At 40.2% G+C, this 24,560-nt stretch carries 25 protein-coding genes; 21 read left to right on the plus strand and 4 right to left on the minus strand.

Going from position 1 to position 24,560, the window contains the following annotated elements:
* The first annotated feature begins 173 nt into the window (after window positions 1-173).
* The 8 genes from ACOMA9_RS00740 (at window position 174) to ACOMA9_RS00775 (ending at window position 6,378) form a co-directional block, all read left to right on the plus strand.
* Entirely contained in the window at window positions 174-2,303 is a 2,130-nt protein-coding gene (locus ACOMA9_RS00740) for a Tex family protein (RefSeq protein ID WP_330945046.1), read from the plus strand.
* Entirely contained in the window at window positions 2,290-2,739 is a 450-nt protein-coding gene (locus ACOMA9_RS00745; protein WP_151380290.1) for a SprT family protein, read from the plus strand. Before ACOMA9_RS00740 ends, ACOMA9_RS00745 begins: the two co-directional genes overlap by 14 nt.
* A 104-nt stretch (window positions 2,740-2,843) precedes the next feature.
* Window positions 2,844-3,116 (plus strand): PspC domain-containing protein, encoded by a 273-nt coding sequence (locus tag ACOMA9_RS00750; RefSeq protein ID WP_049534177.1) that lies wholly within the window; start codon window positions 2,844-2,846, stop codon window positions 3,114-3,116.
* Between the two features lie 50 nt (window positions 3,117-3,166).
* Window positions 3,167-3,688 (plus strand): NUDIX hydrolase, encoded by a 522-nt coding sequence (locus ACOMA9_RS00755; RefSeq protein WP_151380291.1) that lies wholly within the window; start codon window positions 3,167-3,169, stop codon window positions 3,686-3,688.
* Between the two features lie 106 nt (window positions 3,689-3,794).
* Window positions 3,795-4,727 (plus strand): HPr(Ser) kinase/phosphatase, encoded by a 933-nt coding sequence (gene hprK, locus ACOMA9_RS00760; protein ID WP_049534181.1) that lies wholly within the window; start codon window positions 3,795-3,797, stop codon window positions 4,725-4,727.
* Complete coding sequence (lgt, locus tag ACOMA9_RS00765; protein ID WP_192876345.1) at window positions 4,720-5,493, plus strand: prolipoprotein diacylglyceryl transferase; 774 nt, start codon at window positions 4,720-4,722, stop codon at window positions 5,491-5,493. Before hprK ends, lgt begins: the two co-directional genes overlap by 8 nt.
* 18 nt (window positions 5,494-5,511) lie before the next feature.
* Complete coding sequence (locus ACOMA9_RS00770; protein ID WP_106083292.1) at window positions 5,512-5,895, plus strand: DUF948 domain-containing protein; 384 nt, start codon at window positions 5,512-5,514, stop codon at window positions 5,893-5,895.
* A gap of 15 nt (window positions 5,896-5,910) precedes the next feature.
* Window positions 5,911-6,378 (plus strand): YtxH domain-containing protein, encoded by a 468-nt coding sequence (locus tag ACOMA9_RS00775; protein ID WP_151380293.1) that lies wholly within the window; start codon window positions 5,911-5,913, stop codon window positions 6,376-6,378.
* An 89-nt stretch (window positions 6,379-6,467) separates the two neighbouring features.
* Here the strand turns inward: ACOMA9_RS00775 and ACOMA9_RS00780 are convergent, their stop codons facing one another.
* Entirely contained in the window at window positions 6,468-6,761 is a 294-nt protein-coding gene (locus ACOMA9_RS00780) for a DUF3270 domain-containing protein (RefSeq protein WP_003027603.1), read from the minus strand.
* A 138-nt stretch (window positions 6,762-6,899) separates the two neighbouring features.
* On the opposite strand from ACOMA9_RS00780, the gene ACOMA9_RS00785 reads away from it, so the two are divergent.
* From ACOMA9_RS00785 to ACOMA9_RS00820, 8 genes are all read left to right on the plus strand, one after another.
* Window positions 6,900-7,829 carry a peptidase U32 family protein gene (locus ACOMA9_RS00785; protein WP_421424347.1) on the plus strand — a complete coding sequence of 310 codons (930 nt, stop codon included), beginning with the start codon at window positions 6,900-6,902 and terminating at the stop codon, window positions 7,827-7,829.
* A gap of 130 nt (window positions 7,830-7,959) precedes the next feature.
* A complete protein-coding gene (locus tag ACOMA9_RS00790) occupies window positions 7,960-9,246 on the plus strand; it encodes a peptidase U32 family protein (RefSeq protein WP_049534198.1) in 1,287 nt (428 codons plus the stop codon).
* Between the two features lie 178 nt (window positions 9,247-9,424).
* The gene (locus ACOMA9_RS00795; RefSeq protein WP_421424408.1) at window positions 9,425-10,327 is read left to right on the plus strand and encodes an IS30 family transposase; all 903 of its coding nucleotides are present in this window, start codon (window positions 9,425-9,427) and stop codon (window positions 10,325-10,327) included.
* A 677-nt stretch (window positions 10,328-11,004) separates the two neighbouring features.
* Window positions 11,005-12,666 (plus strand): ribonuclease J, encoded by a 1,662-nt coding sequence (locus ACOMA9_RS00800; protein WP_126406837.1) that lies wholly within the window; start codon window positions 11,005-11,007, stop codon window positions 12,664-12,666.
* A gap of 96 nt (window positions 12,667-12,762) precedes the next feature.
* On the plus strand, window positions 12,763-13,554 hold the full coding sequence (locus ACOMA9_RS00805; RefSeq protein ID WP_151379914.1) for an alpha/beta hydrolase: 792 nt from the start codon (window positions 12,763-12,765) through the stop codon (window positions 13,552-13,554).
* A 144-nt stretch (window positions 13,555-13,698) separates the two neighbouring features.
* The gene (locus ACOMA9_RS00810) at window positions 13,699-14,403 is read left to right on the plus strand and encodes a matrixin family metalloprotease (protein ID WP_270736243.1); all 705 of its coding nucleotides are present in this window, start codon (window positions 13,699-13,701) and stop codon (window positions 14,401-14,403) included.
* Between the two features lies 1 nt (window position 14,404).
* Window positions 14,405-14,770, plus strand: coding sequence for a hypothetical protein (locus tag ACOMA9_RS00815; RefSeq protein WP_003027587.1), 366 nt, complete (start codon window positions 14,405-14,407; stop codon window positions 14,768-14,770).
* A 74-nt stretch (window positions 14,771-14,844) separates the two neighbouring features.
* Entirely contained in the window at window positions 14,845-16,743 is a 1,899-nt protein-coding gene (locus ACOMA9_RS00820) for an ABC-F family ATP-binding cassette domain-containing protein (protein WP_330945054.1), read from the plus strand.
* 377 nt (window positions 16,744-17,120) lie between these two features.
* On the opposite strand, the gene ACOMA9_RS00825 is transcribed toward ACOMA9_RS00820, so the two are convergent.
* The 3 genes from ACOMA9_RS00825 to murT are packed head-to-tail and all read right to left on the minus strand — an operon-like array spanning window position 17,121 to window position 19,526.
* Window positions 17,121-17,369, minus strand: a complete 249-nt coding sequence (locus ACOMA9_RS00825; protein WP_270235596.1) for a LapA family protein — start codon at window positions 17,367-17,369, stop codon at window positions 17,121-17,123.
* Between the two features lie 28 nt (window positions 17,370-17,397).
* Complete coding sequence (gene gatD / locus ACOMA9_RS00830) at window positions 17,398-18,183, minus strand: lipid II isoglutaminyl synthase subunit GatD (RefSeq protein ID WP_003025079.1); 786 nt, start codon at window positions 18,181-18,183, stop codon at window positions 17,398-17,400.
* Window positions 18,183-19,526, minus strand: coding sequence for a lipid II isoglutaminyl synthase subunit MurT (gene murT / locus ACOMA9_RS00835; RefSeq protein WP_037612635.1), 1,344 nt, complete (start codon window positions 19,524-19,526; stop codon window positions 18,183-18,185). The genes gatD and murT overlap by 1 nt, the downstream gene beginning before the upstream one ends.
* A 107-nt stretch (window positions 19,527-19,633) precedes the next feature.
* Between murT and cdaA the strand changes: the two genes are divergently transcribed.
* The 5 genes from cdaA (at window position 19,634) to ACOMA9_RS00860 (ending at window position 24,458) form a co-directional block, all read left to right on the plus strand.
* Window positions 19,634-20,491: a diadenylate cyclase CdaA gene (gene cdaA, locus ACOMA9_RS00840; protein ID WP_003032693.1), complete on the plus strand. Its 858-nt coding sequence runs from the start codon at window positions 19,634-19,636 to the stop codon at window positions 20,489-20,491.
* Window positions 20,478-21,206: a CdaR family protein gene (locus tag ACOMA9_RS00845; protein WP_021001550.1), complete on the plus strand. Its 729-nt coding sequence runs from the start codon at window positions 20,478-20,480 to the stop codon at window positions 21,204-21,206. The genes cdaA and ACOMA9_RS00845 overlap by 14 nt, the downstream gene beginning before the upstream one ends.
* 24 nt (window positions 21,207-21,230) lie before the next feature.
* A complete protein-coding gene (gene glmM / locus ACOMA9_RS00850; RefSeq protein WP_421424352.1) occupies window positions 21,231-22,583 on the plus strand; it encodes a phosphoglucosamine mutase in 1,353 nt (450 codons plus the stop codon).
* A gap of 108 nt (window positions 22,584-22,691) precedes the next feature.
* On the plus strand, window positions 22,692-23,342 hold the full coding sequence (serB, locus tag ACOMA9_RS00855) for a phosphoserine phosphatase SerB (protein WP_151379908.1): 651 nt from the start codon (window positions 22,692-22,694) through the stop codon (window positions 23,340-23,342).
* A 3-nt stretch (window positions 23,343-23,345) separates the two neighbouring features.
* Window positions 23,346-24,458 carry a glycerate kinase gene (locus ACOMA9_RS00860; protein ID WP_330945057.1) on the plus strand — a complete coding sequence of 371 codons (1,113 nt, stop codon included), beginning with the start codon at window positions 23,346-23,348 and terminating at the stop codon, window positions 24,456-24,458.
* Window positions 24,459-24,560: the final 102 nt, after the last annotated feature.

Consider the following 24,560-nt stretch of genomic DNA (forward strand, 5'->3'; position numbering starts at 1 on the left):
CATCTTTATCAGTGTTTTTAGAGTCCTGCTTGAGGACTCTTTTACTATTTAGAATGATAAATTGCACTTATTCTTGCAATTCATCAAATGAATAAAATAATGGCGAAAGAAGAAAGTAGCCAGAGAGACAATTGTATTTGGACTGCTGGATAAGGTATGGTATAATATTCTTTATGGAAACAAATATTATCGAACTATCGCAAAATTTAAAGATTAGTCAGAAGCAAGTGGAAAAAGTTCTTGAATTGACAGCTGAAGGCAACACAATTCCCTTTATCGCTCGTTATCGGAAAGAAATGACAGGGAATTTGGATGAGGTAGAGATTAAGGCTATTCTTGATCTGGATAAAAGTCTGACGAACCTCAGAGAGCGCAAGGCAACGGTGCTCGTGAAGATTGAAGAGCAAGGAAAGCTGACGGAAAAACTACGTGCAGCTATTGAAGCAGCTGAAAAATTAGCTGATGTGGAGGAACTCTATCTTCCTTATAAAGAAAAGCGTCGGACAAAAGCCACGATTGCACGTGAAGCAGGACTTTTTCCTTTGGCACGACTCATATTACAAAATGCTGCCAATCTTCAAGAGGAAGCAACTGCCTTAACTAGCGAAACATTTCCGACAGCAGAAGTAGCTCTAGCTGGAGCTGTAGATATTTTAGTGGAAGCCATTTCAGAAGATGTGCAGCTGCGTGCTTGGACCTATCATGAAATGCTGACAAATTCAAGCATTATTTCAACTTTGAAAGACGCCGATTTGGACGAAAAGCAAGTGTTTCAAATCTATTATGACTTTTCCGAAAAAATCGCGGATATGCAGGGGTATCGCACTTTAGCACTTAATCGTGGTGAAAAGTTAGGTGTGCTCAAAGTTGGCTTTGAGCACAATGTAGATAAAATTATCCGATTTTTTGAAGTGCGCTTTAAGCTCAAAAATGACTACATTCATGAAGCAATCCAGCAAGCAGTGAAAAAGAAAATCATTCCAGCTATGGAACGTCGGATTAGGGCAGAATTGACCGAGACTGCAGAAGACGGTGCGATTCAGCTTTTTTCAGATAATCTGCGAAATCTGCTCTTGATTGCACCGCTCAAGGGACGTGTGGTACTAGGATTTGACCCAGCTTTCCGGACAGGAGCAAAATTAGCAGTCGTAGATGCGACTGGGAAAATGCTGACAACGCAGGTCATCTATCCTGTACCACCGGCAAAAGCAGCACAAATTGAAGCTTCTAAGCAAGATTTATCAGATTTGATTGACCAATTTGGCGTTGAAATCATTGCTATTGGAAATGGAACAGCTAGTCGCGAAAGCGAAGCGTTTGTTGCGGAGGTGCTAAAGACTCATCCAAACGTCAGCTATGTTATTGTCAATGAAAGTGGCGCATCTGTTTATTCTGCTAGCGAGTTGGCGCGACACGAATTTCCAGACTTGACGGTCGAAAAACGTTCGGCTATCTCTATCGCACGTCGACTGCAAGACCCTCTTGCAGAGCTAGTTAAAATTGACCCAAAATCAATCGGTGTCGGTCAATACCAACATGATGTTAGCCAGAAGAAATTATCTGAAAGCTTGGATTTCGTCGTAGATACCGTTGTTAACCAAGTCGGCGTTAATATCAATACCGCAAGTCCATCTCTTCTATCGCATGTGGCAGGGTTAAACAAAACTATTTCTGAAAATATTGTCAAATATCGTGAAGAAGAAGGCATGATTCGCTCGCGCGATGCCATTAAAAAAGTTCCTCGTCTGGGTGCTAAAGCATTTGAACAGGCGGCAGGGTTCCTACGGATTCCCGAAAGTGATAATGTTTTGGATAATACAGGTGTTCACCCAGAGAGTTATCCAGCTGTTGAGAAATTGTTCCAAATGCTTGCAATTACGGACTTAGATCAAGCCGCTCAGGAAAAATTGCAGTCTTTAGATGTCAAAAAAGTTGCTGTAGATTTGGACTTGGGAGAAGCTACTCTTAAGGATATCATTGCAGACTTGCTCAAGCCAGGTCGTGATATGCGTGATTCATTTGATGCACCGGTTCTGCGTCAAGATGTCCTTGATATAAAGGACTTACAAATTGGGCAAAAGTTAGAAGGCGTTGTTCGCAATGTCGTTGATTTTGGTGCTTTTGTGGATATTGGCATTCATGAGGACGGCTTGATTCATATTTCTAAGCTCAGTAACAGCTATGTCAAACATCCGAGTCAAGTAGTTTCTGTTGGTGACTTGGTAACCGTGTGGGTAGACAAATTGGATATAGAAAGAGAAAAGGTCAATCTTTCCTTGGTGGCACCTCGTGAATCTAACTAACTATGTCAGACAAGTCTCTTTGGAAGATTTTGACAAAGAATTTCGACATACGGCTTCTTGGAATAAGCGTCTTCGCTCAACAGGTGGACGCTTTTTTCCAAAGGATGGTCATCTTGATTTTAATCCTAGAATCTATGAACAGTTTGGTTTAGAAACCTTCCGAAAAATTGTGCGGCACGAGTTGTGTCACTATCATCTTTACTTTGAAAAGAAGGGCTATCGGCATAAGGATCGAGATTTCAAGCAATTATTGAAAGCCGTGGACGGTTTGCGCTATGCCCCTACTTTATCAAGCCAATCAACTTCAAAAACGCTTGTTTATCAATGCCGGCATTGTCGTGCACAATATCATAGAAAAAGACGAATCAATACTGAGCGGTATTGCTGCGGACGCTGCCAAGGGAAACTCATTTTTGTCAGACAGTTGCAGTCTTAATGATTATTTTGACGAAACAATCAGAAATCCGCCTAAGGACGGATGGCATGATGACTGAAATGTGCTACACTAGATTCAGTATCAATGAAAGAGGCTTACTGATTATGAAAACAACATTTTATAAATTACGTCGAAATAGAGCTGTATCGGGAGTGTTAGCAGGTTTATCTGATAAATTTGGTCTAGATGTAGGTCTTGTTCGTTTTTTATTCGTTTTATTTACCATTTCTAATTTGGGTTTAGGGATTATCATCTACATCATCTTATCATCTGTGATGCCTTACAAGGAAGACGTAGAAGAAGAAATGTATGGGACAGGACCTCGTAAGCGCAAAGAAGCAGAAGCAATCAAAGAAGAAGACGGCTGGTTTTGGTGAGTGTGATGGAGCAAGCGCTTGGTTATATATGCTAGAAAGGAGTTCATGCAATGGACTCTCTTATTTTTGAAGGAGAAGAGATGGAATATTGGGATGCTTACGATGAGTATCGGGAAAAAGTTGGATATAAATTGCTCAGAGGAGAAGAGATTCCAGAAGGTCAGTATCACCTTTGTGTCAATGTCTTCGTTCGTCATATAGATGGGGAATTTCTCCTGATGCATCGTAGTCCAAAAAAAGAAATTCATCCTAATTATTATGAGTTTGGTGCAGGAGGAAGTGTGTTGGCTGGTGAAGATAGCATGACCGCAGCTTATCGTGAATTGCAGGAAGAAACTGGGCTGATTCCTAGAGAAATACAACTAATTGAGCAGACGACTTCACCTAAAGAACACTGTCATTTTGATTTTTATGAGGCAATTGTCACAGAGAAAGACGTGAAATATCAAGAGGGTGAAACGGATAGTCACATCTGGCTGAAACCTAGTGAATTACGATATTTTGTGAACCGTTATCCTTTATTTCAAGATCAAAAACAAATTGTAGAAAGAATGCTCCAGTCAGAGAAGTAGTAAATGCTATGTATGTTTATCCATTTTCTTTAAAAACAAGGATGAAACTCTCCTTTAATCTGAAAATTTGCTATAATAGAAAAAGAAACTATCAAAGGGGAAGAATATGACTGTAAAGATCAAAGATCTATTAAAAAAAGTCAGATTAAATGTGGTTTATGGCGACGAGAAAATGTTGGAAAGAGAAATTACGACCTCTGATATTTCCCGTCCAGGACTTGAAATGACAGGTTATTTTGACTATTACACACCAGAGCGTATCCAACTAATGGGCATGAAAGAATGGTCTTACTTGATGAAGATGACGTCACATAATCGCTATCAGGTTTTACGGAAAATGTTTGAACGAGACACTGTTATGATTGTGGCGCGTGATTTGAAAATTCCCGATGAGATGTTAAAGGCTGCAAAGGAAAATGAAATTGTTGTTCTCAGCAGTCACACACCAACTAGTCGTTTATCCGGTGAGATTTCAAGTTATTTGGATTCGCGTTTGGCTGAGCGAACCAGTATTCATGGGGTTTTAATGGACATTTACGGGATGGGTGTCTTGATTCAAGGAGATAGTGGAATCGGGAAAAGCGAGACTGGATTGGAGCTGGTGAAGAGAGGACATCGTTTGGTTGCAGATGACCGCGTGGATATCTATGCAAAAGATGAAATGACTCTTTGGGGCGAGCCAGCTGAAATTTTGCGCCATTTGCTTGAGATTCGCGGTGTCGGAATTATCGATGTCATGAGTCTTTATGGAGCTAGTGCTGTCAAAGATTCATCACAAGTGCAGATTGCCGTTTATTTGGAAAATTATGATGTCAATAAAACATTTGACCGTTTAGGAAATAATGGTGAAGAGTTTGAAGTATCAGGTGTTTCCATTCCAAGAATCCGTATTCCTGTGAAAACGGGCCGCAATATTTCGGTAGTGATTGAAGCAGCAGCAATGAATTACCGTGCAAAAGAAATGGGCTTTGATGCCACGAAGACTTTTGAGGAACGCTTGACCAATCTCATTAGTGAAAATGAGGTGTCTCATGATTGATCCAATTGCATTTAAGATAGGGCCTCTTAGTATTCGTTGGTATGCGATTTGTATTGTAACAGGTTTAGTTTTAGCTGTTTATCTGGCTATGCGTGAAGCGCCGCGGAAGAAAATCATTCCAGATGATATTCTTGATTTTATCCTCATTGCGTTTCCTTTGGCAATCGTTGGAGCTCGCATTTATTATGTTATTTTTGATTGGGGCTATTATGCTAAAAATCCTGGTGAGATTTTTGCCATTTGGCACGGAGGAATTGCTATCTATGGCGGTTTAATCACCGGAGCGATTGTCTTGTATTTTTTCTCACAGAGAAAGCTTATCAATACGCTAGACTTTTTAGATATTGCGGTTCCGGGTGTAATGATTGCCCAAAGTCTTGGACGTTGGGGAAATTTCTTCAACCAAGAGGCTTACGGAGCGGTCGTAAAAAGTTTAAATTACTTACCAAGTTTTATTCGCAATCAAATGTACATTGATGGTCATTATCGACAACCAACTTTCCTTTATGAGTCGGTTTGGAATTTGCTTGGATTTGCTCTGGTGATGATTGTACGAAGAAAGGAAAACTTCCTCAAACGTGGTGAAATTACAGGGTTTTATCTGATTTGGTACGGAATGGGGCGCATGGTCATTGAAGGGATGCGGACAGACAGTCTCATGTTTGCTGGCTTGCGTGTGTCACAATGGTTGTCTGCTGTTCTAGTGGTTGCCGGAATCATTCTCGTCATTTACCAACGCAGAAAAAAAGATACCCCTTATTATTAAAAAGTTAGGAGAAGAAAAATGCTTGAGATTGCTTATAGTTTAGTTGCCCTCGCTTTGGTTGCCTTGATTGTTTATACGATTTTTTTGGTTAGGAAAATCTCAAATGTCGTTGACGAAACAGAAAAAACAATTCAGGTGTTGACGACAGATGTCAATGTGACACTCTATCAAACCAATGAATTGTTAACGAAAGTGAATGTTTTAGCAGATGATATTAATGGAAAAATGACAACCATTGACCCGCTTTTCACTGCAGTTGCAGATTTATCTGAGTCCGTTTCAGATTTGAATGATTCTGCTCGTCATTTGAGTAAAAAAGCCGCTGCAGCAGGAAAAAATAGTGTCAAAGCTGGTGCAACTTTATCAGCTTTGCGCATGATTACAAAACTATTTAAAAAATAAGAAAGAAGGCTTATTATGGGTAAATTTTCATCAATCCTTTTAGGAACAATCTCTGGAGCGGCTGTAGCTGTATTTCTTACTAGCAAAAAAGGAAAAGAAGTGACTGCTAAGGTTTCTGATTTTATGAATGACGTCAAAGAAAATCCAGATGATTTTAAAGATCAAGTAGTACAAAAAGCCAATCAATTCTCTAACCAAGCTGTAGAAGCAGTCAATCAAGCCAAAGAAAAGGTTGAAAGCGGAGAAATTACAGGCGAAACTGTTCTTGACTCTGTGAAAGAAGCAACGAAACAAGTAGTTGACTTTTCACAAGAGAAAATGCAAGAATGGAAAGAAAAAATGACACCAGAAGGTATCTCTCCAGAAGATTTCAAAAAAACTGAGCAAGAACCAGTTGATAAAGAAACCACATCGGAGGATATTGTCATTGATTTGACAGAAAACCAAGAATCGGAAAATGAAGACAAAAAAATTGAGGACTAGCACCTCAATTTTTTTAACTAAATCGATTTTACATCACAATGAATCACAACAAAAACAGTGCCTTGCAAATAGGCACTTTAATTTCAAAACTATTTATTTCTTTTCCGACGAATAAATGCTTGCTGCATTTTAATGCAGACTAAACTAACACCAATTGCTAAAGCAAAAGCTAAGAAAGTGTTTACTTTAATAGACAGGAATAAAAAGCTAAATAAAGCTGTCAAGATACAAAATGTAGCAATATTCACGAAAAATAGTAATTCTTTCAGGTTTGGATTCGTTTTTGCTTCAGGAATGTAATCTTGATAAAGGGGATATTGTTCTTGTTCTAATTCTGGATAGGTGTAGTCCTCTTGATAGGACTGATATTTTCTTGCGGTCATGTTCTCTCTCCTTACAGTACTCTCTTATTTTATCATGATTTTAATTAGATAAATATTACATAACAGTTACAAAAAGGCTAAAAATGCTTTTCAAATTAAAAAATAGAAGAGAAATCAAAAATATGTTATAATTTTGCTATGAAAAAGATTATCATTACAGCGACAGCTGAGAGCGTTGAACAAGTAAAAGAGCTTTTAGAAGCAGGTGTGGATCGCATTTATGTAGGTGAAAAAGAGTATGGTCTTCGATTACCCCGTACTTTTTCTTATGACGAATTGCGACAGATTGCAGCCCTTGTACATGAGGTAGGCAAAAAGTTGACAATTGCTGTCAATGCTTTGATGCATCAGGAAATGATGAATAAAATCAAGCCATTTCTTGATTTTTTAGTGGATATTCAGGCGGATTATATTACTGTAGGAGATGCTGGAGTTTTTTATGTGTTAAAACGTGATGGTTATCCGTTTAAGACGATTTATGATGCCTCGACTATGGTTGCTAGCAGTCGTCAAGTGAACTTCTGGGGGCAAAAAGCTGGCGCTTCTGAGGCTGTTTTAGCACGGGAAATTCCATCGGCAGAATTGTTTAAAATGCAGGAAGTGTTAGAAATTCCTGTTGAGATTTTGGCTTATGGTGCTAGCGTCATTCATCACTCTAAGCGTCCGCTTTTGCAAAATTATTATAATTTCACTCATATTGATGACGAAAAGAGTCGTGAGCGTGATTTATTCCTTGCAGAGCCGAGTGACCCAGATAGCCATTATTCTATTTTTGAGGACAATCATGGGACGCATATTTTTGCAAATAATGATTTGGATATGATGACGAAACTTGGAGAGTTGGTAGAACATGGCTTTACACATTGGAAATTAGAAGGGATTTATACGCCAGGACACAATTTTGTTGAAATTGCCAAACTCTTTGTGCAAGCGCGTGAGCTGATTGAGACCAATCAATTTACACATGATCAGGCTTTCCTTTTGGATGAGCAGATTCATCAATTGCATCCCAAAAATCGTTTCTTGGATACTGGATTTTATGAATATGATCCAGACCAGGTGAAATAAGGAATACAGGTGGTCGCGAGTTGTGACTGCTTGTTTAACATTCACAATCTGCTACCTTTAGTTTGCTTTCAAGCCCTTTTTGCTATAAAATAAAAAGGCTAAGTATTAGAATATGGAAAAGAGCGAGAATATGACAAAAACTTTGAAAAGACCAGAAGTTCTGGCGCCTGCTGGAACGTTGGAAAAATTAAAAGTCGCCATTCGCTATGGAGCGGATGCTGTCTACATTGGCGGACAAGCCTATGGTTTGCGCAGTCGTGCTGGAAATTTTACGTTTGAAGAAATGGAAGAGGGCGTTCAATTTGCTCGTGAACATGGCGCAAAAGTCTATGTGGCTGCGAACATGGTAACCCACGAAGGAAATGAAGAAGGAGCTGGGGAATGGTTCCGCACTTTGCGAGATATTGGCATTTCTGCCGTTATCGTATCTGACCCAGCATTGATTGCCATTGCTTGTACAGAAGCGCCAGGTTTGGAAGTACACTTGTCAACACAAGCTAGCGCAACAAACTATGAAACCTTAGAATTTTGGAAAGATTTGGGGTTGACACGTGTCGTTTTGGCGCGTGAGGTTTCTATGGAAGAACTAGCAGAAATCCGCAAACACACCGATGTGGAGATTGAAGCTTTTGTTCATGGGGCTATGTGCATTTCTTACTCAGGGCGCTGTACTTTATCTAATCACATGAGTATGCGGGATGCCAATCGTGGGGGCTGCTCTCAATCTTGCCGCTGGAAATATGATCTCTACGATATGCCTTTTGGACAAGAGCGCAAGAGCTTAAAAGGAGAAATTCCAGAAGAATTTTCTATGTCAGCTGTTGATATGTCCATGATTGACCATATTCCAGATATGATTGAAAATGGAGTAGACAGCTTGAAAATTGAAGGACGCATGAAGTCTATTCACTACGTATCTACTGTTTCAAATTGTTACAAGGCGGCAGTAGATGCTTATCTTGAAAGCCCTGAGAAGTTTGAAGCAATCAAGCAAGATTTAGTAGATGAAATGTGGAAAGTTGCGCAGCGTGAATTGGCGACAGGATTTTATTATCATACACCGACTGAAAATGAGCAGCTTTTTGGAGCACGCCGCAAAATTCCGCAATATAAATTTGTGGCAGAAGTGGTGGCTTATGACCCTGATACGCAAACAGCGACTATTCGACAACGAAATGTCATCAATGAGGGCGACCCAGTTGAATTTTATGGCCCTGGTTTCCGTCATTTTAACGCAGTCATTACAGATTTACATGATTCAGATGGAAATAAAATTGATCGGGCTCCAAATCCGATGGAACTGTTGACGATTTCCTTGCCACATCCGGTTTATCCAGGTGATATGGTACGCAGTCGTAAAGAAGGTTTGATAAATCTTTATAAAGAAGACGGCACAAGTGTCACAGTACGGGCATAAAAATCCACATTGAGAAGAGGTTTGAATGGTTAATTCTGCCTCTTTTCATTTGATAAATTGTAAAATGTAGTGCAACAAAAAAACTCATAGTGTTTCATTGGTGTAAACTGTAAGTAACCACACAAACAGAACCCGAGGAAAAACTATGAGCTACTACCATCTTACCATAACTGACTGAATAAAGATAGAAACCTACTTGGAATTCGGTTTGAAACCTTGCCAAATTGCAAGTAAACTTGGTGTCCATAAGTCTACCATTTCAAGAGAGTTAGGGCGATGTCAAAATGGTTATTCTGCAGTCTTAGCACAGGAAGAGTACGACCGCAGGGCTAAGCAAAAAGGTCGGAAGTCTCGTTTGACACCAAAGTTGAAAAAGGAAATTGAGGACGGTTTAAAATCCTCCTGGTCGCCTGAACAGATTTGTGGTCGCTATCAGCTTGAACAAAGGCCGATGGTCGCTTTTAAAACCATCTATAACTGGCTCTATGCTGGTTTGATTGATTTGGATTTGAGTGTCCTTCGTCGTAAAGGAAAAACTCGACAACCTAAAGAAACACGTGGGACATTTAGGATTGGCACGTCGATTGCCAAACGTCCTAAAGAGGTCAGGAATCGTAAAACTTTTGGTCACTGGGAGCTTGATACTGTGGTGTCTTCCAGAGGCAAAAGCAAGGGCTGTTTAGCTACTTTTCTAGAGCGAAAAACGCGCTTTTACTTAGCTTTCAAGATACCAGATAGAACAGCCAAAGCCATGTTTTCAGCCATTGAACAACTTTGTGAGCTATTTCCAAAAGAGGCTCTTAAAAGCTTCACTTCAGACAGGGGAAAAGAGTTTGCCTGCTATCCTCTGGTAGAAAACTTAGGAATTTCCTTTTTCTTTGCGGACGCCTATTCATCCTGGCAGAGAGGAAGCAATGAAAATGCAAATGGCTTACTAAGAGAATATTTCCCCAAGAAAACAGATTTAGCCGCTATCTCTGATGAGGATTTGAACAAGGCTTTATATGATATCAATCACCGACCACGAAAATGTTTAGGTTACAGAACGGCTTGTGAAGCTCTAGAGGATGAGTTCGAATAAATGTTGCACTTATTCTTGCAATTTATCATTTGTAAAAAATATTTTAAAAAAATGAATGTAAACGCTTGCTTTTTTAAAAAAGAAGGTGTACAATATAATTAAAGAAAGATAAGAAAGGGCTGATTCCAATGGGTATCGGAACATTCATATTTTAAATCGTTTATGATGTATTAGTTTCTATTTGCTAATTGTTTTTCTTAATTGGAGGTATTTGATAAATATTTCTGAAGATGTCATGTAGTGGTTTGTAGAATTGCATCGCGTATAAAGAACGCAAAGTAAGAATAAATAAGAATGTTATTTGATGCAGTCGGTAGAAGCTTTTTAATGATTTTCACGCTTTGGTATAAAACCGCTATTGTTTTAGATGAAAAAACTTGTTTTTGATATATTGTGGACAAGAAAATCATTCTTTAATAAAATAACGATGGAATCATCATAAGAATCTCTTTTCAGATAATTACTTTCTGAAAGTCTATCTATCACTTATTAGCAAATAGAGACGGCTCCTAGCTTTCTGTAGATATACAGTAACTAGGAGTTTTTTGTATGCTCTGTTCTTTGAAAAAAATCATGAAAAGTAGTATAATAAATTAGATATGCAAAAGATTTGCAAAACTGTAATTCGACTTGGGATTCCAAGGACCGTTAGTAAAAAAATTTGAAAAGGAGAATCAATGAGCAATATTAAATTGATTGCTTTGGGCGGTGTACGTGAAAATGGGAAAAATCTTTACATCGCTGAAGTGGATGAATCTATTTTTGTCCTGGATGTCGGATTAAAATATCCAGAAAATGAACAGCTTGGTGTGGATTTTGTTATTCCCAATATGGACTATTTGTTTGAAAATAAGGACCGTATTGCAGGGGTCTTTTTGACACACGGGCATGCGGATGCAATTGGTGCCTTGCCTTATTTACTTGCTGAAACGAAAGTCCCTGTATTTGGCTCAGAATTGACGATTGAGTTGGCTAAGTTATTTGTCAAAGGAAATGATACGGTCAAAAAGTTCAATGATTTTCATGTGATTGATGAAGACACAGAGATTGATTTTGGAGGTACAGTTGTATCTTTCTTTAAAACAACGCACTCTATTCCAGAGAGTTTAGGGATTGTTTTGAAAACGTCTGAAGGGAATATTGTTTACACAGGTGATTTCAAGTTTGACCAAACGGCTAGTCAGTCTTACGCAACAGATTTTGCTCGCTTGGCGGAAATTGGTCGTGAAGGTGTTCTAGCTCTTCTTAGTGATTCTGCAAATGCGGATAGTACGATTCAAGTGGCAAGTGAGAGCGAAGTTGCAAAGGAAATTAGCGATACAATTGGAGACTGGGAAGGACGCGTGATTGTTGCGGCGGTTGCAAGCAATCTTTCTCGGATTCAACAAGTCTTTGAAGCTGCTGCTAGGACAGGGCGTCGTGTTGTGTTGACTGGATTTGACATTGAAAATATCGTTCGGACAGCTATTCGCTTGAAGAAATTATCACTTGTGGACGAACGTTTGCTAATCAAACCAAAAGAAATGTCCAAGTTTGAAGATCATGAGTTGATTATTTTGGAAACTGGGCGTATGGGTGAGCCAATCAATGGCTTGCGCAAGATGTCTATTGGTCGTCACCGTTATGTAGAAATCAAAGAAGGTGATTTGGTTTATATTGTTACAACACCGTCTATCGCAAAAGAAGCCTTGGTGGCACGTGTAGAAAACATGATCTACCAAGCAGGTGGTGTTGTCAAACTAATTACGCAAGATTTGCGAGTGTCTGGACATGGAAATGAGCGCGATTTGCAATTGATGTTAAACCTCTTGCAGCCAAAATTCTTGTTCCCAATTCAAGGAGAATATCGTGAATTGGCAGCACATGCTAAAGCTGCCATGGCAATTGGTATGTTGCCAGAGAACATTTTTATTCCAAAGCGTGGTAGCATTATGGAATATGAAAAGGGTGATTTTGTACCTGCTGGTGCGGTATCTTCTGGTGATGTTATGATTGACGGAAATGCGATTGGTGATGTCGGAATTATCGTTCTTCGTGACCGCAAAGTTCTGTCTGAAGATGGTATCTTTATCGTAGCCATTACAGTAAACCGTCGTGACAAGAAGATTATTTCCAAAGCCAAGGTTCATACACGTGGATTTGTTTATGTCAAGAAAAGCCGTGATATTTTGCGTGAGAGTGCTGACTTAATCAATAAAACAGTTGAAGATTACCTTGCAAAAGATAATTTTGACTGGAGTGAGTTGAAAGGCTCGGTGCGTGACAATCTTGCGAAATATCTCTTTGAGCAAACCAAACGTCGTCCGGCGATTTTACCCGTTGTAATGGAAGTGCGTTAAGCAGGTTAAATTAGCACATTTTATATAGTGATAAAATAGTGGGGTCAGGACGTTTGTTCCAACCCCTTTCTTACATTTATATTAAAAGGAGAAAAAATGGCATTTTTTGAAATAGAGTATCATTCAGCAGTGTTGGAAATGGAGCGTCGTGTCAATGTCATCTATCCTGATGCGGATGCAGTAGCTCCCGATCAGGTAGCAGATACGGATATTCCCGTTCTTTACCTTTTGCACGGCATGGGCGGCAATGAAAATTCGTGGCGAAAACGGACGAATATTGAGCGTTTACTGCGCCATACAAATTTAATTGTCATTATGCCATCAACAGATCTTGCTTGGTACACCAATACTGCTTATGGATTGAATTATTATGATGCCATAGCAAAAGAATTGCCTGAGGTTATGCAGCGATTCTTCCCCAATATGAGTCGGAAACGGGAGAAAACATTTATTGCAGGTCTGTCAATGGGAGGTTATGGGGCTTATAAAATAGCCTTGACGACAGATCGATTCTCTTATGCAGGGTCATTTTCAGGCGCTATTGGGCTCGGTCTAGATGATGTGGACATAGAAGAACTTCCAGGTGGGACGCTCAACTATTGGCAAGGTGTGTTTGGTGATTTGAAAGCAGCTGATGTCAAGCAGCATTTTTTGACGACAATGACAAAGAAGTCAGATAAAAAGACTAAATTTTACGCTTGGTGTGGGGAGCAGGATTTTCTTTATCAAGCAAATGAAGTAGCTGTTAAACAATTGCGCGAATGTGGCTTAGATATCACCTATCATCATAATCCGGGAAAGCATGAGTGGTATTATTGGGAAAATCAACTAGAAGAATTTCTGAAATGGTTGCCGATTGATTTTGAAGTGGAGGAGCGCTTATCCTAAAGTTGCTTGAGAGATGACTTTTTTGACAGCAATTTACATTTTTTTGTCAATATTTTATTCTTTCTTTTACAGTTCTCTATGTTAAGAAATTTTTAAGAGAATCTCATTATACTTACTCTTTACATTTGAGATTAGGAGGGAAGTATGAGGTTTATATTTCGAATATTTTCGGCGCTGTTGCGCTTGATATGGCGTTTAGTTTATAGTCTTGCATTAACAGCACTCTTTTTAGTGGGAATCTTGTATATCATGAGTCCTTCTAAAAGCAGTTTTTCGACAACACTTCAGCAAGATGTCAGTCAAATTTACCGATATGTAAGTGGACAGGATAGTCAACTAGGCGTCGGGCAAAATGTGAAAGACCTGACCAAACAGCTATCGGACAATCATGTTCACCAAGCGTCTGGTGTTCGATGGGACACAGCAAGCGCTACGGTTTATATAGATACACAAGATGAGACATTTCACTCAGCTTATCAAGAAGCCATTCGTGCTTGGAATCAAACAGGGGCTTTCACTTTTCAGATTGTAAATGATAAAAATCAAGCCAATATTGTGGCGACAGAGATGAATGATGGTACGGTGAGTGCGGCAGGTGAGGCAGAATCACAAACTAATTTATTGACGAAACGCTTCACAAATGTAACGGTTCGGCTAAATCGTTACTATCTATTGAATAGTCAATACGGCTACTCTTATGAACGAATCGTAAACACAGCAGAACACGAACTGGGACATGCGATTGGATTAGAACATAATGAAGAAAAATCTGTCATGCAGTCCGCTGGCTCGCTTTACGGGATTCAAGCAGTAGATGTTCAAGCAGTAAAGGAGTTGTATCAAGCATAAAATGATAAGAAATATCTTTAAAATCATTAGACGTTTCCCAGAGCAAGTTTTCTTGTTTGTCTTTAATTCTAGTATTTTTGCATGGCTATGGCAAAGTGGTTCTGATATTGCCAATCATATCGGTGTGACAGCTGCATGGCAGGAACATGTTCCTGTGTCCATTCAGAATTTCTTTGGTCAAAATAGTCAAGCTATTCAAGGATTTTTCAATCATTCAGCTGTGATGTGGTTGATTGGTTCGATGATAATTCTTTGGGTCATTCGTTTTGTAAAAGGAATCATCAAATTAGGGCTTTTTGCTTTGATTATTCTATTAGGTATTTACCTTGTGATGCAAAATCAAGAGATTTTAAGTAGTTTTAAATGAAAATGCGGTCGAAATGAACCGTATTTTTGTTTTCTAAGATAGCAGTTGAGATAGGAATCTGCTATAATAGGTTTATGATTATTTTACAAGCAAATAAGATTGAACGCTCTTTTGCAGGGGAGGTTCTTTTTGATAATATCAACCTGCAAGTGGATGAACGAGATAGAATTGCCTTAGTAGGGGAAAATGGAGCTGGTAAGTCCACTCTTTTGAAGATTTTAGTCGGTGAAGAAGCCCCAAGTGCTGGGGAAGTCAATAAAAGGCGGGATATATCCCTGTCTTATTTGGCGCAGGACAGTCGCTTTGAGTCTGTCAATACCATTTACGATGAAATGCTGCATGTCTTTGATGATTTACGTCAGCAGGAGCAACGATTGCGACAGATGGAGCTGTCTATGGGGGATTTAACTGGGACGGATCTGGAAAAACTGATGACAGACTATGACCGCTTGTCAGAGGATTTCCGTCAGGCAGGCGGCTTTACCTATGAGGCAGATATTCGTGCGATTCTCAATGGTTTCAAGTTTGATGAGTCCATGTGGCAGATGAAAATAGAAGAGCTTTCGGGCGGGCAGAATACTCGATTGGCTCTAGCGAAAATGCTACTGGAAAAGCCAGATTTATTGGTACTGGATGAGCCTACCAACCACTTGGATATAGAGACGATTGCTTGGCTGGAAAATTACTTGAGCAACTATAGCGGAGCTCTCATCATTGTCAGTCACGACCGTTATTTTCTTGATAAAGTAGCCACTGTGACACTGGACTTGACCCAGCATTCGTTGGACCGCTATGTGGGAAATTACTCTAGTTTTGTTCAGCAAAAGGAGCAGAAGCTCTTGACGGAGGCCAAGAATTATGAAAAACAGCAGAAGGAAATTGCTGCTTTGGAGGATTTTGTCAATCGCAATCTGGTTCGGGCATCTACAACCAAACGCGCTCAATCCAGACGCAAACAGCTGGAAAAAATGGAGCGTCTGGACAAGCCAGACAGAGGCAGTCGTTCTGCTAATATGACCTTTCGCTCGGCTAAGCCTTCTGGAAATGTCGTTCTGACTGTAGAAGATGCGGCTATTGGTTATGATAACCAAGTGTTGTCCGAGCCTATCAATCTGGATATTCGTAAATTTAACGCAGTAGCTATTGTCGGACCAAATGGTATTGGGAAAACAACTCTTATCAAGTCCATTGTAGGACAAATTCCTTTTATCCGTGGGCAGGAGCATCTGGGGGCAAATGTGGAACTGGGCTACTATGATCAGACTCAAAGCCGATTGACACCGAGCAATTCAGTCTTGGACGAGCTTTGGAATGATTTTAAGCTAACACCAGAAGTGGAAATCCGCAATCGTCTGGGTGCCTTTCTCTTCTCAGGCGATGATGTCAAAAAGTCTGTTAGTATGCTGTCAGGTGGGGAACGGGCGCGGCTTTTACTGGCTAAGCTGTCTATGGAAAATAAAAATTTCTTGGTGCTGGATGAGCCAACCAACCACCTAGATATTGATAGCAAAGAGGTGTTGGAGAATGCCCTGATTGACTTTGACGGCACTCTGCTCTTTGTTAGCCATGACCGCTACTTTATTAACCGCGTTGCCACGCAGATTATCGAGCTTTCTGATACTGGCTCTACTCTTTATCTGGGCGATTATGACTATTATCTGGAGAAAAAAGCAGAGCTGGAAGCTTTGCAGGAGGAGAAAGCTACTGCATCAGAGCCCACTCAACCTCAGCCAGTCACCAACTACCAACTCCAGAAAGAAACGCAGAAAGAAACTCGAAAATTAGCTCGCCGTTTGGAGCAGCTAGAAGCTGAAATCGAAGAGCTGGAGATGCAAACGACCGAGTTGACTACAGCTATGCAGGAGACCAATGATGCGAGCGAGCTTATGGAGTTTCAGCAGAAGCTAGACCAGCTGACTGAACGACAGGAAGCAGCCATGACAGAGTGGGAAGAAGTGGCAGAACAGGTGTGAGCGAGCTATTTTTAAGTCAAGAAAGTTCATCCGAAGCGGAGGAATTCTTCCCTGAGAGTAAATCCCGAACATTCCAAATGGGGATGAGAGTTTTTTGAGCAAAAAACCTCGTCCTTCATGAAGGACGGGGGAACTTTTAAGTAATTTTCCATTTTCCACATGCGGACGACAAGTTTTAGGGGAGAGATTGCTTTGACCAGTTTTCGGAAGGAAGTTTTTGGAGCAAATTCTGAACATTCTTGTTTCGGACAAAGCTTTTTTGAAAAAATAATGTCGTCCGATTTTCGGACAAGAAGATTTTGACAAAGAAAGACGTGTCCGAAAGTAAAATCCGAACTTTTTAAGAATATCTTCAAAAAACTAGGTTGGATTCCAACCTAGTTTTTTGTTTTGAGTTCTTTTTTGGCTTTGGCTAATTCATTTTTGAGAGAAAAATTCTTCGGCATGCTGATGAGGATAGTAGTGATAGCTCCAAGTAAGACAGAGAGTAAAATTAAGAGAATCAGTGGAATTTTAAAACGAAAGAGAATAAAGCTAACGGTGACGCTTTGCATATTAGCCAAAGATAGTCCAGCGATTAGGAGGATTGCAAGTAGCAGTAAAATGTAGTGCATTCTTTCTTTCATCATTTATCTCCTTTTGTTGACCTAATTTTTATTCAAACTCTGCCTTGCTCTTGACGTCGCCGTATTCTTCGGGGACTTCTTGCGCTAGAATGTCCTCGTAGTTGGCGAGTGGAATCTCTTGACCGTATTTATTCTTCAGGGCGGTTGTCACTAGGCGGTAAGCTAGATTGGCATTGCGGGATAGGATAGGACCGTGGAAGTAAGAGCCAAAGACATTCTTGTAGTGCACGCCTTCGCTTTGGTCTTCCTTGTTGTTTCCATTCCCATAAATAATTCTGCCGAGCGGTTTTTCATCTTCAGATAGGAATGTCCGTCCTTGGTGATTTTCAAAACCATAGTAGGTTTCGTCAAATTCATCATTATGAATCTTGATGTCGCCGATATAGCGATTATTTTTTTGATTGAGAGTGTAATGTCCCATAATTCCAAGTCCCTCAATCCGCCGACCAGAAGCTTCAATGTAATATTGACCTAGAAGCTGAAAGCCACCACAAATAGCTAGCACCACGCCGTCATGATTGATAAATTCTTCCAAACTATCTTTTTTTGCAGGCAGATCTCGTGCCACAATGGTCTGCTCGTAGTCTTGCCCTCCGCCGAAAAACGCCAAATCATAGTAATCTTTATCAAATTCATCTTCAAGTGAGACAATATCAACTTGAACGCGAGCGCCTAACTTTTCAGCTACATATTTGAGCATGAGAATATTGCCATTGTCACCGTAGGTATTCATGAGATTGCCATAGAGATGAGCAATCTTCAAATCATAAGTATAATCCCGATTTTCAGGAGAAGTTAGTGATGTATAAACCATTAGTTCATCTCCTTTCTGACGACTTGATGAGAAGCCAGCAATTCGCGAAACTCTAGCATGGCGGTGTAAGTAGCTAGGATATAGGCATGCTTGGTTTCTTGGTTTTTAATTTTTTCAAAGACCCGGCTTAAATCAGCTACTTCACTGATTTGTTCAGCATTATAGCCAGTCACCCGCAAGCGTCGGGCAATCTCAGAATGACGAACCCCGCCAGCAATCATATGCGGGATATCCATGTTTAAAACCTGCTCAAAATCTGCATCCCAGATCCAGCTCGTATCGATACCGTCCGCATAATTAGCATTGAGCAGAACTGACAAGCTAAATGGATAAGGAGCTAGTTTAATCATTTCTAGAGCTTGCGTAGCTCCAACAGGATTTTTAATGAGAACTAGCGTACACTCCTTGTTGCCAATCTTGAAAGTTTCCTGACGTCCGAAAACAGCTCTGCTCTTGTCAAAACCAGTCTTGATAGTAGTCGGCTCAACTTCAAAGAATTGAGCAACGGAAACGGCAGCTAAAGCGTTGTAGATATTGTAGAGACCACCGATATTGATGTGATAGCTTTGACCGTCAATGACAAAATCCGAACTGTTGTGACGAAGACTGGTCAATTGGGTTAGTTTGTAGTCTAATTCAGGGCGCCTAAAGCCACAGTGCTCACAAATATAATCGCCTAGATTGGCATAAGTGTTGAGCTTGTATTTTAGAATGTGCTGACATTTAGGACAGAGAATACCCTCCGTATTGTAATGAGCTAGTTTTGGCTTTCCTTTTTCTGTATCAAAACCATAATATTGAACCGGATTTTTGAGAGTAACAGAGTTAAACAGCGGACTGTCTCCATTTAGCAAGACGGTTGCCGTAGGAACCTTTTGAGCAGCATCCAAAATCATTTGGTAGGTTGTGTAAATCTCCCCGTAACGATCCATTTGGTCGCGGAAAATATTGGTAAAGACGAAAAGGCTCGGTTTAATGTAGTCGCAAATGCGAGAAAGACTCGCTTCATCAATTTCCAGTACAGCGATATTCTTGCCAGATTTTCCTTTTTTAGCGGTCAGAAAAGTCGTCGCAATCCCGCTAATCATATTGGCTCCGCTGGGATTGGTCACAACTTCGCCAAAAGCCTCTTTGAGGATTCCAACTGTAAGAGCAGTAGTCAGAGTTTTACCGTTTGTCCCTGTAATCACCACTACTTCGTAATCACGAGCTAGTATGTTTAAAATGTCGTTGTCAAATTTCAGAGCAAGTTTTCCAGGCAGAGTTGAACCACGTCCCAGTTTGCTTAAAACAAAATGGGAGGATTTCCCTGCAAGAGTGCCCAACATAGTATTTATCTTCATAAGAAATATTTTATCATAAAAAAGTAAAGAAGGTTACAGAAAAATATCTTGAAAAGTGATATAATAGTCAAGAACGTTTTTAGGTTGAGAAAGAGAGGACACTGAAAATGAATTTTCAGCAATTGTCCAATCTCCAATATTGGTCTAGTTTATTTTCTAGCCCTTGGAGTATTGTTACCAATATTATAGATATTGCACTGGTTGCTTGGATTTTATTTTATTTTACAAAAGCAATCGCTGGTACTAAAATTATGATTCTCGTTCGAGGGGTTTTAATCTTTGTGCTGGCTCAGATTCTTGCCAATGCCATTGGTTTAACAACGGTTTCTTGGTTGATTAATCAAGTCATTACCTATGGAGTTATTGCGGCTGTTGTGATTTTTACACCTGAGATTCGTACAGGTCTGGAAAGGCTGGGGCGTGCAACAGATTTGTTTTCAACAGCACCCATTAGCTCAGAAGAAAGAATGGTGCAGGCATTTGTCAAAGCAGTGGATTATATGAGTCCGCGGAAAATTGGGGCTCTCGTTGCTATCCAAGGTAGCAGAACCTTGCAAGAATACATTGCAACAGGGATTCCTTTAGATGCCGATGTATCAGGTGAGTTGTTAATCAATATCTTCATTCCCAATACACCGCTGCATGACGGTGCTGTCATTGTAAGAGACAATAAAATAGCTGTTTCTTGCGCTTATCTTCCGCTCACAGAAAATACAGGGATTTCTAAGGAATTTGGGACACGTCACCGCGCGGCAATCGGTCTGTCAGAAGTGTCCGATGCCCTTACTTTTGTAGTATCGGAGGAAACTGGAGGTATCTCTATTACACATAATGGAGTTTTCAAGCATAATTTGACATTAGAGGAATTTGAAGCAGAATTGCGGAAAGTGCTGATCTCAGATGAACAACCAAAATCACCATTTAGAAATCGTGTGCTAGGAGGTTGGAAACATGAAAAATCGTAAACAGATTTGGTACATCATTTCTTCCATCTTTTTTGCGGGTGTTTTATTTATTTACGCCACCACGACAAATTACCAAAATAATTCAAATGCTAGACAAACAACTTCTGAAAACTATACCAACACCTTGCCTAGTGTACCAATTGATATTAAATACAATAGTGAAAAATATTTTATCAGTGGGTTTGCATCTGAAGTGTCAGTAGTGTTGACAGGATCTAATCGTGTGACTCTTGCTAGTGAAATGCAAGAAAGCACACGAAAATTCAAGGTTGTGGCAGATTTGACAAAAGCTACAGAAGGAACGAGAGAAGTACCTTTGGCGATTAAAAATTTACCTAGTGGTTTAACTGCGACTGTCACACCAGCTAAGATTACAGTGAAAGTTGGCAAGAAAGCAAGCAAGACAGTTGAAGTGAAAACAACTATCAGTTCAGCCCAGTTAGCAGATGGGTTGATGGTTGATCGCGTGACGGTTGGTGACAATAAGGTAACTGTTACAAGTGACGAAGATACGCTGGCTAAGGTCGATCATGTAGAAGCGGTAGTGCCAACTAGTGAAAAAATATCCGCTAACTATTCAGGAAATGCCCCACTACAGGCAGTTGATGCAAATGGCACAGTTTTGCCAAGTGTGATTACTCCTTATGAGACAACCATAAAAATTACTGTTAAATCATCAAGTTCGTCTTCGAGTTCGACGAGCTCATCCAAATAAAAGTATTGAAAGGATTTTATAAAAATGGGAAAATATTTCGGAACGGACGGAGTTCGTGGAGAAGCAAATGTGGAGTTAACACCAGAGTTAGCTTTTAAATTAGGGCGTTTTGGTGGTTATGTATTGAGCCAGCATGAGAAAGATGTACCCCGTGTCTTTGTAGGACGTGACACACGTATTTCAGGAGAAATGCTGGAAAGTGCTTTAGTAGCTGGACTTTTGTCTGTTGGGATTCGTGTTTATAAGCTCGGAGTTATTGCCACGCCAGGCGTTGCTTATCTGGTGAAATCTGAGAGAGCAAGTGCTGGTGTCATGATTTCAGCTAGCCACAATCCTGCACTTGACAACGGTATTAAATTCTTTGGTGGCGATGGCTATAAATTGGACGATGAGCGTGAATTGGAAATTGAAGCTCTTCTTGATGCCAAAGAAGACGATTTACCGCGTCCAAGTGCGGAAGGTTTAGGAACTCTTATGGATTATCCAGAAGGATTGCGCAAATATCAACAATATCTCGTATCTACTGGTCTTGATTTAGAGGGAATGAAAGTTGCCCTTGATACAGCAAATGGTGCTGCTTCAACGAGTGCTCGTCAGGTATTTGCGGATTTGGGAGCTAGATTGACGGTCATCGGGGAAAATCCAGATGGGCTAAATATCAACTTGAATGTTGGCTCTACACATCCTGAAAAATTGCAAGAAACAGTCCGTGAATCAGGATCAGCACTTGGTCTGGCATTTGACGGAGATAGCGATCGCTTGATTGCAGTTGATGAGAATGGTGAGATTGTCGATGGTGATAAAGTTATGTATATCATCGGGAAATACCTCTCTGAAAAAGGTTTGCTTGCTCAAAATACAATTGTAACAACTGTTATGTCAAATCTTGGTTTCCATAAAGCTTTGGATCGTGAAGGCATTAACAAGGTGATTACAGCTGTTGGTGACCGCTATGTTGTAGAAGAAATGCGCAAATCTGGTTACAATTTGGGCGGTGAGCAATCTGGTCACGTAATCATCATGGATTATAATACGACGGGTGACGGTCAGCTAACAGCCGTTCAATTGACAAAAGTGATGAAAGAAACAGGTAAACCTTTGTCTGAATTAGCGTCAGAAGTAACGATTTATCCACAAAAATTGGTCAATATCCGTGTTGAAAACAGCATGAAGCACAAGGCTATGGAAGTACCTGCTATTAAAGCGGTGATTGAAAAAATGGAAGCGGAAATGGCTGGCAATGGTCGTATTCTTGTTCGTCCAAGCGGAACAGAACCACTTTTACGAGTCATGGCAGAAGCACCAAGCCACGAAGAAGTAGACTATTACGTTGATACAATTGCAGATATTGTACGTACTGAAATTGGTATTGAATAAAGTAAAGAAGCTCTTGTTTGTACAGCAAACGAGGCTTTTTTCTTTCTATTGCAACTTGTTTTGTTAATCAATTTTTTATATAATACAAGCAATATATGGGGTGATGATGTGAAAACAAGAGGGCTATTGGTACTGGATGTTGACAGTACCTTGATTAGAGAAGAAGGAATTGATTTGCTAGGTGCTGCAGCAGGAGTTGGTGAGCAAGTCGCAGCCATTACAGAACGGGCTATGCAAGGGGAATATGATTTTGAGACAGCTCTGATAGAACGCGTGGCCTTGCTCAAAGGACTTCCTGAAACAATTTTTAAACGAGTTTCTAAGCAAATTCATTTTACAAAAGGAGCTCAACAGTTGATAGAAGACATGCATCAGCGTGGATACAAGGTTGGCGTTGTATCAGGTGGCTTTCATGAGATGGTAGACGAATTAGCCGCGAAATTGAATGTAGATTACGTAAAAGCTAATCGTTTAGAAGTGAAAGACGGTAAGCTAACCGGCAGAGTTTTAGGAACAATTGTCACAAAAGAAGTCAAAAAAGCAATGCTAAGACAATGGGCGGAGGAAAACAATTTGACTCTTGCTCAAACCATTGCTGTAGGAGACGGTGCCAATGACCTCCCAATGATATTGACGGCAGGAATCGGGATTGCTTTTAACGCCAAGCCTCTTGTGAGAGAACAAGCGCCGTATCAAATCAATCAAACGGACTTGTATCAAGTCATAAAAATTTTGGAAGAGATAGAAAGTGAGGACTAAGTCATGCATATTTTAATTGCACCAGATTCTTTTAAAGAAAGTTTATCAGCCCAAAGTGTTGCAGAGGCTATAAAAGCAGGATTTTCCAAGGCACTCCCTGAAGCGACATTTGACTTGCTACCCATTGGAGATGGTGGTGAAGGAACGATGACAGCTTTGATCGCAGCCTTGCAGTTAGACACTTATACTCACATCGTAACTGGGCCTTTCGGAGAACCTGTTTCGATGAAATATGCTCGCAAAGGAGATATAGCTCTCTTTGAAATGGCTGATTTGGTTGGTTTAGCCTCTATTTCACCAGAAAAAAGAAATCCTCTGACTCTTGATACCAGGGGATTGGGAGAGTTGATTTTGTATCTAGCCAAGGAAGGTGTGAGGCAAATCTATATTGGCGTAGGGGGCTCTGCTACCAATGATGGTGGGATTGGAATGGCAGTTGGACTGGGTTATGAATTTTTCGATAAAGACAATCATTTGCTTCAAGCAAAAGGTGCATCGTTGGGGCGTGTGGCTCGCATTTCAGCTGACAAAGTTCCTACAATTTTAGAAAATCTGGACATCCAGATTTTGACAGATGTCACGAATCCTCTCTGTGGTGAAAACGGCGCAACATACGTTTTTGGAGGACAAAAAGGCTTATCCGCTCTGCTATTTTCTCAAGTGGATCAGGCAATGGCAACATTTTATAAACAGGCTAATCCAGCAATTTTTTCGCTGGCTGGTGCAGGTGCTGGAGGAGGTATGGCAGCTGGTCTGGTGACATTTGCGCATGGAAAAATTGTTTCAGGAATTGATACTTGTCTTAACTTGCTTGATTTTGATAATCGTGTCAAAAAGGCTGATTTAGTCATCGTGGGTGAAGGACGAATGGATCAACAAAGTTTGGCAGGCAAAGCCCCGATTGGAGTGGCAAGAAGAACACCAAGGAATGTCCCCGTTATCGCTATTTGTGGGAGCCTAAGTGATGACTTACCTGCTTTTCCAGTAGAAAACATTCAAGCTGCTTTCCCAATCATTTCTCAAGTCGAACCTCTAGCTATTATTCTAGCCAAGGCAGAAGAAAATCTCATCCGAACAGCTCAAAATATTGGAAATCTATTAAAAATGAAAATATAAGATTTAACTCTATCGGCTGAATCTTGAGAAAGTGGAATTTGACCTATTTGCATTTTCGTTGAGGCGATTATCTCTATCACATCTGCCATTTTCGACTAATTT

This window comes from Streptococcus atopicus (genome assembly GCF_049166725.1).
GTDB classification, from domain to species: Bacteria; Bacillota; Bacilli; order Lactobacillales; family Streptococcaceae; genus Streptococcus; species Streptococcus hominis.

What these genes read in the sequence shown, in the direction of transcription:
- ACOMA9_RS00815 (WP_003027587.1), top strand. Translation starts at nt 14,405, where the DNA reads ATGATAAGAAATATCTTTAAAATCATTAGACGTTTCCCAGAGCAAGTT.
- ACOMA9_RS00785 (WP_421424347.1), top strand. Translation starts at nt 6,900, where the DNA reads ATGAAAAAGATTATCATTACAGCGACAGCTGAGAGCGTTGAACAAGTA.
- ACOMA9_RS00805 (WP_151379914.1), top strand. Translation starts at nt 12,763, where the DNA reads ATGGCATTTTTTGAAATAGAGTATCATTCAGCAGTGTTGGAAATGGAG.
- cdaA (WP_003032693.1), top strand. Translation starts at nt 19,634, where the DNA reads ATGAATTTTCAGCAATTGTCCAATCTCCAATATTGGTCTAGTTTATTT.
- gatD (WP_003025079.1), bottom strand. Translation starts at nt 18,183, where the DNA reads ATGGTTTATACATCACTAACTTCTCCTGAAAATCGGGATTATACTTAT.
- ACOMA9_RS00770 (WP_106083292.1), top strand. Translation starts at nt 5,512, where the DNA reads ATGCTTGAGATTGCTTATAGTTTAGTTGCCCTCGCTTTGGTTGCCTTG.
- ACOMA9_RS00740 (WP_330945046.1), top strand. Translation starts at nt 174, where the DNA reads ATGGAAACAAATATTATCGAACTATCGCAAAATTTAAAGATTAGTCAG.
- ACOMA9_RS00750 (WP_049534177.1), top strand. Translation starts at nt 2,844, where the DNA reads ATGAAAACAACATTTTATAAATTACGTCGAAATAGAGCTGTATCGGGA.
- ACOMA9_RS00820 (WP_330945054.1), top strand. Translation starts at nt 14,845, where the DNA reads ATGATTATTTTACAAGCAAATAAGATTGAACGCTCTTTTGCAGGGGAG.
- lgt (WP_192876345.1), top strand. Translation starts at nt 4,720, where the DNA reads ATGATTGATCCAATTGCATTTAAGATAGGGCCTCTTAGTATTCGTTGG.
- ACOMA9_RS00780 (WP_003027603.1), bottom strand. Translation starts at nt 6,761, where the DNA reads ATGACCGCAAGAAAATATCAGTCCTATCAAGAGGACTACACCTATCCA.
- ACOMA9_RS00810 (WP_270736243.1), top strand. Translation starts at nt 13,699, where the DNA reads ATGAGGTTTATATTTCGAATATTTTCGGCGCTGTTGCGCTTGATATGG.
- murT (WP_037612635.1), bottom strand. Translation starts at nt 19,526, where the DNA reads ATGAAGATAAATACTATGTTGGGCACTCTTGCAGGGAAATCCTCCCAT.
- hprK (WP_049534181.1), top strand. Translation starts at nt 3,795, where the DNA reads ATGACTGTAAAGATCAAAGATCTATTAAAAAAAGTCAGATTAAATGTG.
- ACOMA9_RS00825 (WP_270235596.1), bottom strand. Translation starts at nt 17,369, where the DNA reads ATGAAAGAAAGAATGCACTACATTTTACTGCTACTTGCAATCCTCCTA.
- ACOMA9_RS00755 (WP_151380291.1), top strand. Translation starts at nt 3,167, where the DNA reads ATGGACTCTCTTATTTTTGAAGGAGAAGAGATGGAATATTGGGATGCT.
- ACOMA9_RS00845 (WP_021001550.1), top strand. Translation starts at nt 20,478, where the DNA reads ATGAAAAATCGTAAACAGATTTGGTACATCATTTCTTCCATCTTTTTT.
- ACOMA9_RS00790 (WP_049534198.1), top strand. Translation starts at nt 7,960, where the DNA reads ATGACAAAAACTTTGAAAAGACCAGAAGTTCTGGCGCCTGCTGGAACG.
- ACOMA9_RS00775 (WP_151380293.1), top strand. Translation starts at nt 5,911, where the DNA reads ATGGGTAAATTTTCATCAATCCTTTTAGGAACAATCTCTGGAGCGGCT.
- ACOMA9_RS00800 (WP_126406837.1), top strand. Translation starts at nt 11,005, where the DNA reads ATGAGCAATATTAAATTGATTGCTTTGGGCGGTGTACGTGAAAATGGG.
- ACOMA9_RS00860 (WP_330945057.1), top strand. Translation starts at nt 23,346, where the DNA reads ATGCATATTTTAATTGCACCAGATTCTTTTAAAGAAAGTTTATCAGCC.
- glmM (WP_421424352.1), top strand. Translation starts at nt 21,231, where the DNA reads ATGGGAAAATATTTCGGAACGGACGGAGTTCGTGGAGAAGCAAATGTG.